The following is a 15276-nucleotide window of genomic DNA, read 5'->3' as shown; positions in this document are numbered from 1 at the left end:
CATGTGCAGATCACCGGATCGGCCATCTCGCTCAACGTCCAGGACGTGTCGGCCTCCGCCGAGTTCGTCAAGCAGCACTTCGGGTTCCGGGAGGAGATGTCGGCCGACGGGTTCGTCTCGCTGGCCCGCGACGGGGTCGGCTTCAACCTGGTCTTCCTGCGCACCGGCCTGGCCAGCCTCCAGCCGCCGATCCTGAAGGAGCAGCAGGCCCAGGGCGTGCTCGTGGCCTTCGTGGTGGACGACATCGACGCCGAGTACGCCCAGTTCCAGGCCGCGGGTGTGCCGATCACCACACCGATCCAGACCGAGCCCTGGGGGGAGCGCTTCTTCCAGGTCACCGACCCCAACGGAGTGATCCTCCAGCTGGTGCAGTGGATGCACAGCCCCGAGCAGGCCGGCTGAGTGCGGCGCTGACGGCATGTTCCAGGCCCGGTGGGGTAATTCCGCGCCGGGCCCGGCAGCCCGCCTGGCCGCGAGCCCGCCGGCCGCGACCGGTGTCGGTCGTGCCTTTGAGTGGGCCGGTCAGCGGTGGGTGGTCAGCCAACCGGTGGCCGCGACGTTCCTGCTTCGGGCGGGTCCAGTACGCTCGTACTGCTTGAGCATGTGTCCCCCGAGAGGAGCGCCGGCCGATGGCGAAGATCAAGGTAAACAACCCGGTCGTGGAGCTCGACGGCGACGAGATGACCCGGATCATCTGGAAGCAGATCCGGGAGCAGCTGATCCTGCCCTACCTCGACGTCGACCTGCACTACTACGACCTGTCGATCCAGCACCGCGACGCCACCGACGACCAGGTGACCGTCGACGCCGCCAACGCCATCTCCGAGCACGGCGTCGGCGTCAAGTGCGCGACCATCACCCCGGACGAGGCCCGGGTGGAGGAGTTCGGGCTGAAGAAGATGTGGCGGTCGCCGAACGGCACCATCCGCAACATCCTCGGCGGCGTCGTCTTCCGCGAGCCGATCATCATGTCCAACGTGCCGCGGCTCGTCCCCGGCTGGACCAAGCCGATCATCATCGGCCGGCACGCCCACGGTGACCAGTACCGCGCCACCGACTTCGTCGTGCCCGGCCCCGGCAAGGTGACCATCACCTACACCCCGGCCGACGGCGCGCAGCCGATCGAGATGGAGATTGCCAACTTCCCGGGCAGCGGCATCGCGATGGGCATGTACAACTACGACGACTCGATCCGGGACTTCGCCCGGGCGTCGTTCCGGTACGGCCTGGACCGCGGCTACCCGGTCTACATGTCCACCAAGAACACCATCCTCAAGGCGTACGACGGCCGGTTCAAGGACATCTTCGCCGAGGTGTTCGAGAACGAGTTCAAGGCGGAGTTCGACGCCGCCGGCCTCACCTACGAGCACCGGCTCATCGACGACATGGTCGCCGCCGCGCTCAAGTGGGAGGGCGGCTACGTCTGGGCCTGCAAGAACTACGACGGTGACGTGCAGTCCGACACCGTCGCGCAGGGCTTCGGCTCGCTCGGCCTGATGACCTCGGTCCTGCTCTCGCCCGACGGTCGCACCGTCGAGGCCGAGGCCGCCCACGGCACCGTCACCCGGCACTACCGGCAGTGGCAGAAGGGCGAGAAGACCTCGACCAACCCGATCGCCTCCATCTACGCCTGGACCCGGGGCCTGGCCCACCGGGGCAAGCTGGACGGCACCCCGGCGGTCACCGAGTTCGCCAACACCCTGGAGCAGGTCATCGTCGACACCGTCGAGAGCGGCCAGATGACCAAGGACCTCGCGCTGCTCATCTCGCGGGACGCCCCGTGGCTGACCACCGACGAGTTCATGAACACGCTCGACGAGAACCTGGCGCGCCGCCTCGCCGCCTGATTTCCGTCGTACTCAGCCCGCCGGCCTCCGCGCCGGCGGGCTCGTTCATTTCACCGCCCACCCCACCAGCTCCGTCTGCGTCCCGGCCGGCTATCGGCGGTCGGCGGCGGACGGCCAGCGGCGGGCGCGGGCGGCCGGCGTGTCCGGGCGACACACGCCAACCAGCGTCACCTGCCCCGGCGCGCCTCGTTGACCTGGGTGGACGAGATGCCAGTCCCGTCTCTGGAAGGTTGATCGTCGCCGCCGTGCGGCACGAGTGCCCAGCCAGCCTTCCCGGCTGTCGAGCACAGCCAGCCGTCCCTTCCCTGCGGGGGGCCCTGTCCCGGGCCCCCCGCGCCCTGTCTTGTGCCCCATCTCGATTTGGGCCATCTCGTCTTGAGCCCCAACTCGGCTTCACCGCTGGGCAACGCGTCCCTCCGCCCGGCAGAACCCTCACCACTGGGCCCTTTGCTCTGCTTCACCCCACGCAACGATTTCGGTCGACATTCAGTGCGTGGGTTGAAGCAGAGCAAAGGGCATGGGTAGGAGGTGCGCGGGCAGAGCGAGAGGCGCGGGCAGAGCGAGAGGCGCGGATGGAGGGGGACGCGGGCGAGCAGAGCGTCGTGGGCGGAGCAAGGGCGGCGGGCGAGCGAGGCGGCGCGGGCAGAGCGAAGCCTGTGGGCAGGCAGAGGGGCGTGCTGTCGGAGCACAGCAAAGGGCGCGGGCAAGAAGGCGCGCGGGCGGAGCAGGGCGGCAGGGCAGGGCGCAGGGCAGGCGGCGAGGTGGGGAAGTGCGGCGGGGTGGGGTTGTAAAGCAGCAGGGAGAACAGCCGGGTGACGCTGAACCGCTGTGGGGTCAGGCGGCGCGGAGTAGGGCGGCGGCTCGTTCGGGGGCGATGTCGTTGATGAAGACCCCCATCGCCGACTCCGACCCGGCCAGATACTTCAGCTTGTCCGCCGCTCGGCGGGTGCTGAACAGCTGCAGGTGCAGGTGACCCAGCTCGCGGTCGACGCGTACCGGCGCCTGGTGCCAGGCGGCGATGTACGGCATCGGGGTGCCGAACAGCCCGTCGAAGCGGCGCAGCAGGTCGAGGTAGAGCGGGGCGAAGGCGTCCCGTTCGGCTTCGGTCAGCGCCGGGATGTCCGGCACCGGGCGGTGCGGCGCGACGTGCACCTCGAACGGCCACCGGGCCGCCGCCGGCACGTACGCCGTCCAGTGTTCGTTTGTTGCCACCACCCGCTCGCCGGCGGCGCGTTCGGCGGCGAGTACGTCGGCGTAGAGGTTGCGGCCGCCGGTGCGGTCGGCGTGGCGGCGGGCCGCGGCCAGCAGTGCGCGGGTACGCGGGGGAAGGAACGGGTAGGCGTAGATCTGCCCGTGCGGGTGGTGCAGGGTCACCCCGATCTCCACGCCCCGGTTCTCGAAGCAGAAGACCTGCTCGACCTCGGGCAGTTCACCGAGCACCGCCGTACGGTCGGCGAGCGCGTCGAGCACGGTGCGTACCCGGCGCGGTGGCAGGCTGGCGAAGGAGGCGTGGTGGTCGGCGGTGAAGCAGACCACCTCGCAGCGGCCCCGACCGGGTCGGACTGCGGTGAGCGGGGTGATCTCGGCCGGTTCGTCGACCACCCGTTGGCTGAACGCCGGGAAGCGGTTCTCGAAGACCGCGACGGCGTAGTCGGGCGCCGGGATCTCGCTGAGCCGCTGCTCGGTGGAGGGGCAGAGCGGGCACTGGTCGGCCGGCGGGAGGAAGGTGCGGGTCTGCCGGTGTACGGCCAGCGCTACCCACTCGTCGGTGAGCGGGTCGTAGCGCAGCTGCGAGGCGGGTGGGGGAGGCGGCAGGTCGCGGCGGTCCGGCTGGTCCCGGACGACGTCGTCCCGCTCGTCGAAGTAGATCAGCTCGCGGCCGTCGGCCAGGCGAATCGCGGTACGCCGCATCGCGCCGGCCGGTAACTGATCAACCATCGGAAGACGGGCTCCTCATCAGAACGACTGCAGGCGCGGCTCGATCCAGCCGGTCTCGGTCAGGTGATGCAGCACCTGCTGCACCGCCTCGTCCACGTCGAGGTCGCTGGTGTCGATCACCAGGTCGGCGTCGGTGGGCTCCTCGTACGGGTCGTCGATGCCGGTCATCCCGGTGAGCAGGCCGGCCCGCGCCCGCGCGTAGAGACCCTTGCGGTCACGTCGCTCGCAGACCTCCAGCGGCGTGGCGACGTGCACCAGCACGAACCCGGCGCCCGCCGCCACCGCCATCTCCCGGGCGGTCGCCCGAGCCTGGGCGTACGGGGCGATCGGGCAGCAGATGCCGATGCCCCGATGCCGGGCGATGTCGGCGGCCACCCAGCCGATCCGGCGTACGTTGGTGTCCCGGTCGGCCTTGCTGAAGCCCAGCCCCGCGGTCAGTTCGCGGCGTACCACGTCGCCGTCGAGCAGGGTGATTGTCCGTTCGCCCTGCTCACGCAGCGCGTCGGCGAGACCACGGGCGATTGTCGACTTGCCTGAACCGGAGAGCCCGGTGAGGAACACCACCAGGCCCCGGTGCCGTCGGGGCGGCCGGGCCCGGCTCAGCTCCTTCGCCACCGCCGGGGGAGTGTGCCACTCGGGCAGCGGGAACCCCCGGTCGAGCAGGTCCTCGATCTCGTTGTGGGTGAGCGGGAGGCGTCGGTTGCGCGGCGGGATGTCCTCGCGCCAGCGCCACTGGCCGTCCCGGTTGTCGTAGGCCAGCTCGCGCGGCACCAGCACCCGCAGCCCGCCCCCGGAGAGCATCTCGCTGGTGGAGAGCAGGTGGGTGACGCCGTATGCGGCGGAGACCCGGGCCCGCAGCAGGGCGTCGCCGATCTCGTCGCGCCGTCGGGCCAGCGGCACCGCGACCACCGTCGCCGGTGGCATCCGGTCCCGGGCGGCGAAGACGCAGCGCACCAGCGCCTCCGGTGGCAGCCCGCCGGTGCCGTCCTCGCCGACCGGAATCATGATCAGCAGGTGGGCGCTGAGCGTCCGCACGGCGTGCGCGATCTGGGCCAGCTGCGGCCGGTGCAACGGTCGGTCGGCGACGACACCGAGCACCCGCCCCGGTGGCAGCAGCGCGCGGATCTCCTCGGGGGTACGCCGCAGCCGCTGAAACGGCCCGTGCCCGCCGTCACCGAGCCGGCGTACCCTGCCGCCGACCCCGGCCACCCCGTCGCGTACCTGCCAGGTGTCGGTGACCTCCAGGGCCGCCACCGGCGCGCCCTCGCCGTCGGTGAGCACCAGCGTGCGTCGGTTCGGATCGGCCAGGTCGAACTCGCGCAGCAGGGCGGTGGGCACCTGGAGGGTCACCGCGACCGGCCATGGCGTGCCGTCGACGAGTCGGCCCCGGCGGCTGACCGAGACCAGGTCGGCCCGGGTCAGGAAGCCGGTCAACGGCGCGTACGCACCGGTGAGCAGCAACTCCAGATCCGCGAGCTCGCCGGGACGCGGCGTGTACGCCGGTGCGTCCCGCAGTATCTCGTCGGGCAGCACCCACCCGTTGCTCATCAGACCCCCAACTCCGGCGACCGGCACACAGTTTTGCAGCCGCCCGCCAATCGGTCGAGGGCAGCACTGCCACCGGCCCGATCGGGGCCACCGCCCGCCGTTACGACAGCGGTACCGCTTGCGGGCGGGCCAGGCCCAGCCGGTCCCGTGCGGAACCGGTCAACCGCCGCCACAGACCGGGCCGGGGCGCCGGTGGTGCGGCGGGGGCCTTCTTCTTCCGCTTGTCGACCACCACCGGCCGGGCGCCGTCGGCGGCACAGGTGATCTCCAGCGGCAGCTTCGCGTCGATGGTCCAGCCGAAGCCGGCGACCCGGGCCTTGAGGATCCACTCGCCCTGGGTACGACCCTCGTTGAGGGCGCCGAAGTCGACCGTGGCCGCCCCCCGGTAGCGCACCTGTTGCTCACCTGCGGTCCCGGGGACCCGGTCCACCTCGTAGTGCACCGGGAGGAAGAACTCGTCGTGGGTGGTGGCGTGCTGCGCGATGACGTCGAGGCGGGCCGCGCTCAGGTCGTCGGTGCAGTCGAGCCACTCGTCGGGTACGTCGTCGACCGGCACCACCAGCCGGTCCCGGCCGTCGGTGTGCGTGAACGAGACGGGTTCGTCGGCGTTGCGGAGCTGGCTGTTGAGCAGCAGCGTCAGGGTCAGACCGGTCAGCTCGTACGCCTTCAGCCGGGTCCGGGCGCGCACGCCCGCGTCCCACTCGGCCAGCCGGACCAGATCCTCGACCCGGCCCTGCGCGGCCAGGCCGGCGACGGTGCGCTCGACGGCCGGCAGCTTGCCCGCCACCGCCGGTGCGAACCGCTCCTGAATGGTCTTCTGCACCTCCGCGGCGACCTGGTCGACCCAGTCCCGGGGGGCCTTGCGGAGTTGGGCACCGCGCAGCCGGCGGATCATCTCGGTGCGTAGCCACCGTCGGTGCAGCTTGTCGCGCAACGGCCCCGGCTCGGTGTGCGCGTCGACGATGTCCAGCACCTCACGCAGGCTGCTGTAGTACCCCGCCGGCTCCATCCGGGTGCCGGTGAGGTTGCCGCCGTCCGGTCGCCGAGCATGGTGGTAGCAGGTGTAGTCGGACAGCACACTGGTGCGGCGGGAGAGCAGGTAGGCGCGGACGACCAGGTGATGGTCCTCCAGCCGCTTGCGGTGCTCCTCGGGAAAGCGCAGGTCGTGCTCCAGCAGGAACCCGCGGCGGAACATCTTGTGGCAGGTGAGGCTCCCGATCAGCGGCGAGTTGTCCAGCCTGGCGTCGGGGCGGTTGGCCCGGAACAGTTCGCGGGGCACCGACCGGCCGTGCCCGGTCATCTTGCCGATGGCGATGTCGGCACCGTTGGCCACCGCGTAGCCGTACAACCGCTCCAGGGCCTCGTCGGCGAGCCAGTCGTCGTCGTCGACGAACTGGACGTACTCGCCGCGGGCCCGGGCCACACCCAGGTTGCGCGGGCGCGACGGCCAGCCGGAGTGCTCGCAGTGCAGCACCGTGACGTGCGGGTGGGCGGCGGACAACTCCGCCAGCCGGGCCGGCGTGTCGTCGGTCGAGCCGTCGTCGACGAAGACCACCTCGAAGTCCGTCGCCGGCATCGACTGGCCCAGCAGCGAATCGATCAGCTGCTGGAGGTGCTCGCCCGAGTTGTACGTCGGGACCACCACACTTACCTTGAGCTCGCCGGTCGTCATGGCTGACCACTACCCATCGTGCTGTCGAAAGAGCGAATGGTGGGCTCCAGTGTGTACCAACAAATCGATCTTTCCAGGTCGGGGTACGTGCACCGGAATCCATGAAATCCTCAGCTGCACGACGACCCCGACTGGTCCCTAGGGGGAGTCACCGGAAGCAGGATCAGGGAAAACCGGGGCGCGTGCCGGACAGACCGCGTTGTCGTTCGTCTCTAGGCTGTCGTCGTGACACTGATCGCAACCGAGTCGTTGACCAAGGTCTACGGCGGTGGGGTGACCGCGCTGTCCGAACTGACAGTGACGGTCGAGCCGGGAATCGTCGGCCTGGTCGGCGCCAACGGCGCCGGCAAATCAACCCTGATCAAGCTCCTGCTCGGCCTGCTCACCCCGACCCGTGGCCGGGTCCGGGTGCTGGGCATGGACCCGACCACCGACCCGGCGGGGGTCCGCGCCCGGGTCGGCTACATGCCGGAGCACGACTGCCTGCCACCTGACCTGTCCGCCGCCGAACTGGTCACCCATCTCGGGCAGATCAGCGGCCTACCACGTACCGCCGCCCGGGAACGGGCCTCCGAGGCGCTGCGGCACGTCGGGCTGCACGAGGAACGCCATCGTCCGGTGGGTGGCTACTCCACCGGCATGAAACAGCGAGTCAAGCTCGCCCAGGCTCTCGTGCACGACCCCGACCTGCTGCTGCTCGACGAACCCACAAACGGCCTCGACCCGGCCGGCCGGGACGCCATGCTGGCCCTGGTGCACCGGATCGGCACCGAGTTCGGCATCTCCGTACTTGTCTGCTCCCACCTGCTCGGCGAGGTCGAGCGGATCTGCGACACCCTGGTCGCCATCGACGGTGGGCGGTTGCTGCGCGCCGACCACATCGCCGCGATGACCTCGACCACCGACGTGCTCGCCGTCGAGGTCAGCGAGGGCACCGAAGCGCTGGCCACCCGGCTGGCCGCGCTCGACCTGCCGGTGAGCCGGGAGGGACGGCTGCTGCTCGTCCCGCTCGCCGACCAGCAGACGTACGACCTCATCATCGGCGCGGTCGCCGACCTGGACCTGCCGCTGCACCGGCTCGACCAGCGCCGGCACCGGGTGGCCGAGCTCTTCGCCCGCAGGGAGGGCAGTCATGTCTGAACCGACGGGTGTCATCCACGACATCGGCTACCAGCGCTACACCGGCCCACGGCTGGGCCGCCGAGCGGTCTTCGGCGCGCTCTACGTGCACGGCGTACGGACCGCCTTCGGGTTGGGTCGCAGCGCCAAGGCCAAGATCTTCCCCTGGCTCGTGGTCGGCATCGTCCTGATGGTGGCCGGCGCGGTGACCGCGATCGGCAGCCAGATCGGCGAAACCCTCATGACGTACGCCCAGTTCGCCGATTCGATGAGCTGGCTGGTCATCTTCTTCGTCGCGGTGGCCGCGCCGGAACTGGTCTCCCGGGATCTGCGCAGCGGTGTGCTGCCGTTGTACTTCTCCCGACCGTTGCCGACCGCCGACTACCCGATGGCCAAGCTGCTCGCGCTGGCCACCGCGCTCTGGATGCTGCTCGGCGCGCCGCAGCTGGTGATGTTCCTCGGCGCCGCGTTCACCGGCAACGACATGGGTGCGGTCTGGGACGAACTGCTGGACCTGCTGCCCGGTCTGCTCTACGCCGGGTTGTGGGCGGTGGTCTTCGCCGCGGTGGGGCTGCTGATCGCCGCACTGACCGGCAAGCGGGCCTTCGCAGCCGGCGGCATCGTCGCCGTCTTCCTGATGACCACGCCGATCGTCGGCGTCCTGTCGATCCTGCCCTCGCAGGCCGCGAACCAGCTCGCCGGCATCGCCTCGCCGTCCACGCTCGTCCAGGGCATCGGCATCTGGACGATGCGCGACCAGTTGATCACCGACCCGGATGCCCTCGGTCCCGACCTCGGTGCCTTCGGCCCGGTGTACGCCCTGGTCGCCGCCCTGCTCGTCGCGGCCTGCGTCGCCCTGCTGCTGGCCCGCTACCGGAAGGTGGCCGCCCGATGACCACGACCAGTAGTCCCGCCCCGACCACCACCAGCACCCTCGACCTCGCCGGGGTCTCCCGCTGGTACGGCAACGTGGTCGCGGTCAACGACGTGAGCATGAGCCTCGGGCCGGGCGTCACCGGTCTCCTCGGTCCCAACGGTGCCGGCAAGACCACGCTGCTGCACATGATGGCCGGCTTCCTCGCCCCCTCGCGGGGCCAGGTCACCCTCGACGGTCAACCCACCTGGCGTAACCCGGCCGTCTACCGACGGTTGGGGCTGGTCAGCGAGCGGGAGGCGGTGCACGGCTTCCTCACCGCGTACGAGTTCGTGCTGGCCACCGCCAAGCTGCACAAGCTGCCCGACCCGCAGGCGGCGGCCCGCCGGGCGATCGCCATGGTCGAGTTGGAGGGCGCGCAGGACCGCCGGATCGGCACCTACTCCAAGGGCATGCGGCAGCGGGCCCGGGTGGCCGCGTCGCTGGTGCACGACCCGCAGGTGCTGCTGTTGGACGAGCCGTTCAACGGCATGGACCCGCGCCAGCGCCTGCACATGATGGAGTTGCTGCACTCGCTCGGCGACGCCGGCCGCACCATCCTGTTCAGCTCGCACATCCTGGAGGAGGTCGAGCAGGTCTCCGGCACCGTGCAGGTGATGGTCGCCGGGCGGCTCGCCGCCTCCGGTGACTTCCGCACCATCCGCCGGCTGATGACCAACCGGCCGCACGTGTTCGCCATCCGCTCCACCGACGACCGGGCGCTGGCCGTCGCGCTGATGGCCGAGCCGTCGGTGACCGGTGTCGAGTTGGGCCGCGACGGCCTGACCGTACGGGCCGGCGACTACGGCGCCTTCACCCGCGTACTGCCGAAGGTCGCCCTGGCCCGGGGCGTACGGGTGCGGCAACTGCTGCCCGAGGACGAGTCCCTGGAGAGCGTCTTCTCCTACCTGGTGGAGGCCTGATGTCCACTGTCTGCTGGATCACCGCGCGCGGGCTGTTCGGGCGTCGCCGGTTCCTTCTGCTGCTGCCGCTGCCCATGTTGCTGGTGGTGCTGGCCGTGCTGTCCCGCGGCCTCGGGGTGTCCCCGTCCGACTGGGGGCCGCCGGTGCTCGTCGGCCTCGGGTTGGCTGTCGTGCTGCCGGTGGTCGCGTTGATCGTCGGCACCGGGGTGCTCGGTGCCGAGATCGACGACGGCACGGTGGTGCACGTGCTCACCACACCGCTGCCACGCTGGCAGATCGTGCTGCCGAAGCTGGCGGTGGCGGTCGGGGCCACCGCGGCGGCCGTGGCGCTGCCGCTGTTCGCCGCCGGCCTGCTGGCCGACTCGGTACGCCTCGGACTGGCGCTGGCCGTCGCCGCCTCGATCGGAGCGCTGGCCTACTCGGCCCTGTTCGTGGCGGCCAGCCTGCTCACCCGGCGGCCGGTCCTGCTCGGCCTGGTCTACGTGCTGATCTGGGAAGGTCTGCTCAGCAACGTGGTCACCGGCACCCGGGTGCTCTCCATCCAGCACTACGTGATCGCGTTGGCGGACCGGCTCGCCCCGACGAACCTGCTCGACACGACGGTCTCCGTACCGGTGGCGGCGGTGATGACGGCGCTGGTGAGCGTCGCCTTCACCCTGCTGGCCGTCAACCGCCTGCGCTCCTTCTCCGTCGCCGGCGAAACCAGCTGAGGTGTAAGGAAGGGCCCCTTCCTATGCACGAGGCGTTAATAAGGTGCCCTTCCTTACACCCCGCCCCCTAGAACGCGCAGGCGATGACGAGTTCGGGGGTGCGGTCGGGGAGCAGGTCGAGCTTGCCGATGTGCCCGGCCGCCCGCAGGTCGTCGACGATCAGCGTGAGTTGGTCGAGCAGGGCGGCCGGGCCGAGCGCCTCGGCCAGCGGCACCTCCGCCTTCATCGACAGCTTCCGCTCGGACTTGGCCCGCCGCACCTGCCCGAGCGCGTCGGAGGCCAGCCGCAGCAACGCCGGATCCCCCTCGCCCTGGATCGCCCGGTTCACCTCGTACGTGGTGGGCCACGGTGACCGGTGCACCGAGCCGTACCGCCACCAGGACCACACCTCCTCGGTCGCGTACGGCAGCACCGGGGCGAACAGCCGCAACTGCACCGACAACGCGGTGGCCAACGCGGCCCGGGCCGAATCCGCCCCTGCCCCGGTGCCGTAGGCGCGTTCCTTCACCAACTCGATGTAGTCGTCGCAGAACCGCCAGAAGAACGACTCGGTGGCCTGCAACGCCGCCGTGTGGTCGTACGCCTCGAAGGCCGTCGTCGCGGTCGTCACCACCTCGGCCAGCGCGGCGAGCATGGCCCGGTCCAACGGCTCGGTCGCCGCAGCGCGCAGCGCGTCGGCGGCACCGAGCCCGAGCGCGAACCGCGACGCGTTGAGCAGCTTCGTGGCCAGCCGCCGACCGACCTTGATCTGCGCCGGGTCGAAGGCCAGGTCGACACCGGGACGCCCGGTGGACGCCCAGTACCGCACCGCGTCGGCGCCGTGCTGCTCCAGCAACCCCATCGGGGTGACCACGTTCCCCTTGGACTTGGACATCTTCTTGCGGTCCGGGTCCAGGATCCAGCCGGACAACTCTGCGGTCCGCCACGGCAGCACGCCGTGTTCCAGGTGGGCCCGCACGACCGTGGCGAACAACCAGGTGCGGATGATCTCCTGCCCTTGGGGGCGCAGGTCCATCGGGAAGACCCGGCCGAACAGGTCCGGGTCGGTCTCCCAACCGGCGGCGATCTGCGGGCTCAGCGACGACGTGGCCCAGGTGTCCAGCACGTCCGGATCGCCGACGAAGCCGCCCGGCATCCCGCGCTGGGACTCGTCGTAGCCGGCGGGCACGTCGTCGGACGGATCGATCGGCAGCGAATCCTCGTCGGGCGTGAGAGGCTGAGACCAGTCCGGCTCGCCAGTGTCGTCGAGCCGGTACCACACCGGCACCGGCACGCCGAAGAAGCGTTGCCGGCTGACCAACCAGTCACCGGTCAGGCCACCCACCCAGTGCTCGTAGCGGTGCCGCATGTGCTCCGGCACCCAGCGCAGCTCGCGTCCCCGGGCCAGCAACGCCTCCCGCAGGTCGGTGTCGCGGCCACCGTTGCGCAGATACCACTGCCGGGTGGAGACGATCTCCAGCGGCCGGTCGCCCCGCTCGTAGAACTTCACCGGATGGGTGATCGGGCGCGGCTCGCCCACCAGGTCACCCGCGTCGGCCAGCAGCTGCACGATGCTCCGCCGGGCCGCGTTGACACTCTGCCCGGCCAGCGCCGCGTACGGTTGCGCCGGCACCCCGGCCGGCGGCTCCGGCAGCAGCCGGCCGTCGCGCCCGATCACCACCCGGGTCTCCAGGCCCAGATCCCGCCACCAGGTCACGTCGGTCAGGTCACCGAACGTGCAGACCATCGCGATGCCGGTGCCCTTGGCCGGCTCCGCCAGCGGATGCGCGCGCACCGGCACCTCCACATCGAAGACGGGCGTACGCACAGTGCCGCCGACCAGGTCGGCGTACCGCTCGTCGTCGGGGTGGCAGACCAGCGCCACGCAGGCCGGCAGCAACTCCGGACGGGTGGTGTCGATCAGCACCTCCCGCCCGCCGGGAGCGTGGAACCGCAACCGGTGGTACGCGCCGGGCCGCTCGCGATCCTCCAACTCGGCCTGCGCGACGGCGGTGGCGAAACCGACGTCCCACAGCGTCGGCGCCTCCGACTGGTACGCCTCACCCCGGGCCAGGTTGCGCAGGAACGCCCGCTGCGAGGCGGCCCGAGCCACCGGACCGATGGTGGTGTACGCCAGCGACCAGTCCACCGACAGGCCGAGCCGACGCCACAGCGCCTCGAAGACCTGCTCGTCGGCGACGGTCAACCGCTCGCACAGCTCGATGAAGTTGCGTCGGGAGATCGGAGTCGGGTTCTTGCGGGCCGTATCGTCCACCGGCGCGTCCGGTGCCCGCCAGTCCGGGTCGTACGGCAGCGACGGGTCGCAGCTCACCCCGTAGACGTTCTGCACCCGACGTTCGGTGGGCAGCCCGTTGTCGTCCCAGCCGATCGGGTAGAAGACCGTCCGGCCGCGCATTCGCTGGAACCGGGCGATCAGGTCGGTGTGGGTGTACGAGAAGACGTGCCCCATGTGCAGCTCGCCCGATACGGTCGGCGGCGGGGTGTCGATCGCGTATACGTCCGAGCTACGGCCATCCGGGCTCGGCGAGTCTGACGCCTCGCCGCGACCCCGGACAGCCGCCTTCGAGCGGTCGAACGCGTACGTGCCCTCCTCCTGCCAGCGGCGCGACCAGGTCTCCTCGAGGCCGTCCAAACTCGGACGCTCGGGGACGCCGGTACGGGCCGTCCTCGCCGTATCAGTCATCCGTCGATGGTAGGCAGCGTCGCGCCGCCGGGCATCGAATTACCTAGAGCAGCGAGTCGATCCACTTGCGGTGCAGGTCGGCGTACCGGCCACCGTCGGCGATCAGGTCGGCCGGTGGACCGTCCTCGACGATCCGGCCGTCGTCGAGGACCAGCACCCGGTCGGCGATCTCCACGGTGGAGAGCCGGTGCGCGATCACCACCGCGGTCCGGTCGCGCAGGATCGTGCCGAGCGCCCGCTGCACCAGCCGCTCGGTGGGGATGTCCAGCGACGAGGTGGCCTCGTCGAGGATCAGCACCGCCGGGTCGGCCAGGAACGCCCGGGCGAAGGCGACAAGTTGCCGCTGCCCGGCGGAGAGCCGCCCGCCGCGGCGGTGCACCTCGGTGGCGTACCCGTCGGGTAGTGCCGCGATGAAGTCGTGCGCGCCGATCGCCCGCGCGGCCGCCTCGACCGCCGCATCGTCGGCGTCCGGGCGACCGAAGCGGATGTTCTCCGCCACGCTGCCACCGAACAGGTGCGTCTCCTGGGTCACCAGCACCACGGCCCGACGCAACTCCGCGTCGGCCACCTGGCGCAGGTTCACCCCGTCCAGGCTGACGGTGCCGGCTGCCGGGTCGTGGAACCGGGCGAGCAGTTTGGCAAGCGTCGACTTGCCGGCCCCGGTCGGCCCGATCAGCGCCACGGTCTGCCCGGCGGGGATGGTGAGGTCCAGCCCGGTCAGGATCGGCGCGTCCGACCGGTACCCGAACGAGACGCCACGGAAGGTGACCGCACCCCGGTCGGGTCCCCGGGGCAGCGGCACCGGGCGTTGCGGCTCGGCCACCTCGGGCCGTTCGTCGAGCAACCCGGCGAGCTTCTCCAGGGCGGCGGTGGCCGACTGCAGCGCGTTGTAGAACTGGCTCAGCTCCTGCATCGGCTCGAAGAACCGGCGCAGATAGAGCAGGAACGCCGCGAGCACCCCGACGCCGGTGTCGCCGCCGAGCACCCGGGCACCGCCGTAGCAGAGCACCACCGCCACGGTGACGTTGCCGATCAGCTTGATCCCCGGCGAGTACGTGGCGATCAGGCGGAAGGCGTGCCGGCTGGAGCGCCGGTAATCGTCGTTGACGGTGGCGAAGATGTCCTGGTTGCGGCCCTCCCGGCGGTACGCCTGCACGGCCCGGATGCCCCGCATCGACTCCACGAAGTGGACGATGACCAGGGCCATCGCCTCCCGGGTGCGGCGGTAGGCGGCGGCGGACGCCCGGGCGAACCACCGGGACAGCCAGAACAGCAGCGGGAAGGCGAGCAGGGTGACCGCGGCCAGCGGCAGGTCCAGCCAGAGCAGGATGCCGGCCACCGACACGATCGTCAGGGCTGCCATCACCAGGCTCTCCACGCCACCGTCGACGAGCTCGGCGATGGAGTCGATGTCGCTGGTCAGCCGCGAGATCATCCGACCCGAGGTGTACCGCTCGTGGAAGGCCACCGGCAGGCGCAGGAAGTGCCCGTACACCCGCTGGCGCAGGTCGAGCAGGACGGCCTGGCCGATCCGGGCGGAGAGGGTGAGGAAGGCGCGTCGGGCGGCGTACTCGATGCCGGTCGCGGCGGCGAACGCCACCGCGACGGCCACCAGTGGGCCCGCGTCGCCGTCGCGCAACGGGTCGATCGCCCGGTCGATGCCGAGCATGACCAGGTACGGCCCGGACATCGCCGCGGCGTTCTGGGTCAGCAGCAGCGCCACCGCACCGCCCAGCCGGGCGCGGTGCGGGCGCAACACGTCGGCCAGCAGCGCACGACTGCGGACCCGTAGCCGGGCCACCGCCTCGGGGTCGGTGTCCTCGGCGAGACTGCGGTCGGCGTGCGGATCGGCGGCGAGCCCGCGCCAGCGCGCCGGGTCCGCCTCGTGGCGACCCGAGCGCTGCCCCGGCACCCGGCGGTTCC

At 71.2% G+C, this 15276-nt stretch carries 11 protein-coding genes; 6 read left to right on the top strand and 5 right to left on the bottom strand.

From position 1 onward, the window contains the following. The first annotated feature begins 3 nt into the window (after positions 1–3). Positions 4–402, top strand: a complete 399-nt coding sequence (locus JMF97_RS16080; RefSeq protein WP_203222306.1) for a VOC family protein — start codon at positions 4–6, stop codon at positions 400–402. A gap of 227 nt (positions 403–629) precedes the next feature. Beyond that, a complete protein-coding gene (locus JMF97_RS16075; RefSeq protein ID WP_013735822.1) occupies positions 630–1847 on the top strand; it encodes an NADP-dependent isocitrate dehydrogenase in 1218 nt (405 codons plus the stop codon). An 834-nt stretch (positions 1848–2681) separates the two neighbouring features. Here the strand turns inward: JMF97_RS16075 and galT are convergent. From galT to JMF97_RS16060, 3 genes are all read right to left on the bottom strand, one after another. Continuing rightward, positions 2682–3758, bottom strand: coding sequence for a galactose-1-phosphate uridylyltransferase (gene galT / locus JMF97_RS16070; RefSeq protein ID WP_203222449.1), 1077 nt, complete (start codon positions 3756–3758; stop codon positions 2682–2684). Between the two features lie 45 nt (positions 3759–3803). Then, complete coding sequence (gene cysC, locus JMF97_RS16065; RefSeq protein WP_203222305.1) at positions 3804–5333, bottom strand: adenylyl-sulfate kinase; 1530 nt, start codon at positions 5331–5333, stop codon at positions 3804–3806. 100 nt (positions 5334–5433) lie between these two features. Further along, complete coding sequence (locus JMF97_RS16060; RefSeq protein ID WP_203222304.1) at positions 5434–7005, bottom strand: glycosyltransferase family 2 protein; 1572 nt, start codon at positions 7003–7005, stop codon at positions 5434–5436. A 225-nt stretch (positions 7006–7230) separates the two neighbouring features. On the opposite strand from JMF97_RS16060, the gene JMF97_RS16055 reads away from it, so the two are divergent. The 4 genes from JMF97_RS16055 to JMF97_RS16040 are packed head-to-tail and all read left to right on the top strand — an operon-like array spanning position 7231 to position 10670. After that, entirely contained in the window at positions 7231–8145 is a 915-nt protein-coding gene (locus JMF97_RS16055) for an ABC transporter ATP-binding protein (RefSeq protein ID WP_203222303.1), read from the top strand. Beyond that, positions 8138–9019 (top strand): ABC transporter permease, encoded by an 882-nt coding sequence (locus tag JMF97_RS16050; RefSeq protein WP_203222302.1) that lies wholly within the window; start codon positions 8138–8140, stop codon positions 9017–9019. The genes JMF97_RS16055 and JMF97_RS16050 overlap by 8 nt, the downstream gene beginning before the upstream one ends. After that, positions 9016–9960, top strand: a complete 945-nt coding sequence (locus JMF97_RS16045) for an ABC transporter ATP-binding protein (protein ID WP_203222301.1) — start codon at positions 9016–9018, stop codon at positions 9958–9960. Before JMF97_RS16050 ends, JMF97_RS16045 begins: the two co-directional genes overlap by 4 nt. After that, a complete protein-coding gene (locus JMF97_RS16040; RefSeq protein ID WP_203222300.1) occupies positions 9960–10670 on the top strand; it encodes an ABC transporter permease in 711 nt (236 codons plus the stop codon). The genes JMF97_RS16045 and JMF97_RS16040 overlap by 1 nt, the downstream gene beginning before the upstream one ends. Before the next feature lie 67 nt (positions 10671–10737). Here the strand turns inward: JMF97_RS16040 and valS are convergent, their stop codons facing one another. Both valS and JMF97_RS16030 read right to left on the bottom strand, forming a co-directional pair. Further along, complete coding sequence (gene valS, locus JMF97_RS16035; RefSeq protein WP_203222299.1) at positions 10738–13353, bottom strand: valine--tRNA ligase; 2616 nt, start codon at positions 13351–13353, stop codon at positions 10738–10740. A gap of 43 nt (positions 13354–13396) precedes the next feature. After that, positions 13397–15265 carry an ABC transporter ATP-binding protein gene (locus JMF97_RS16030; protein ID WP_203222448.1) on the bottom strand — a complete coding sequence of 623 codons (1869 nt, stop codon included), beginning with the start codon at positions 15263–15265 and terminating at the stop codon, positions 13397–13399. Positions 15266–15276 lie beyond the last annotated feature (11 nt).

This window comes from Micromonospora fiedleri (assembly GCF_016774385.1).
In the GTDB taxonomy this organism is placed as follows: Bacteria; Actinomycetota; Actinomycetes; order Mycobacteriales; family Micromonosporaceae; genus Micromonospora; species Micromonospora gifhornensis.
Note: the sequence above shows the minus strand (reverse complement) of the source record. Positions and strands in the feature narration are given on the sequence as shown.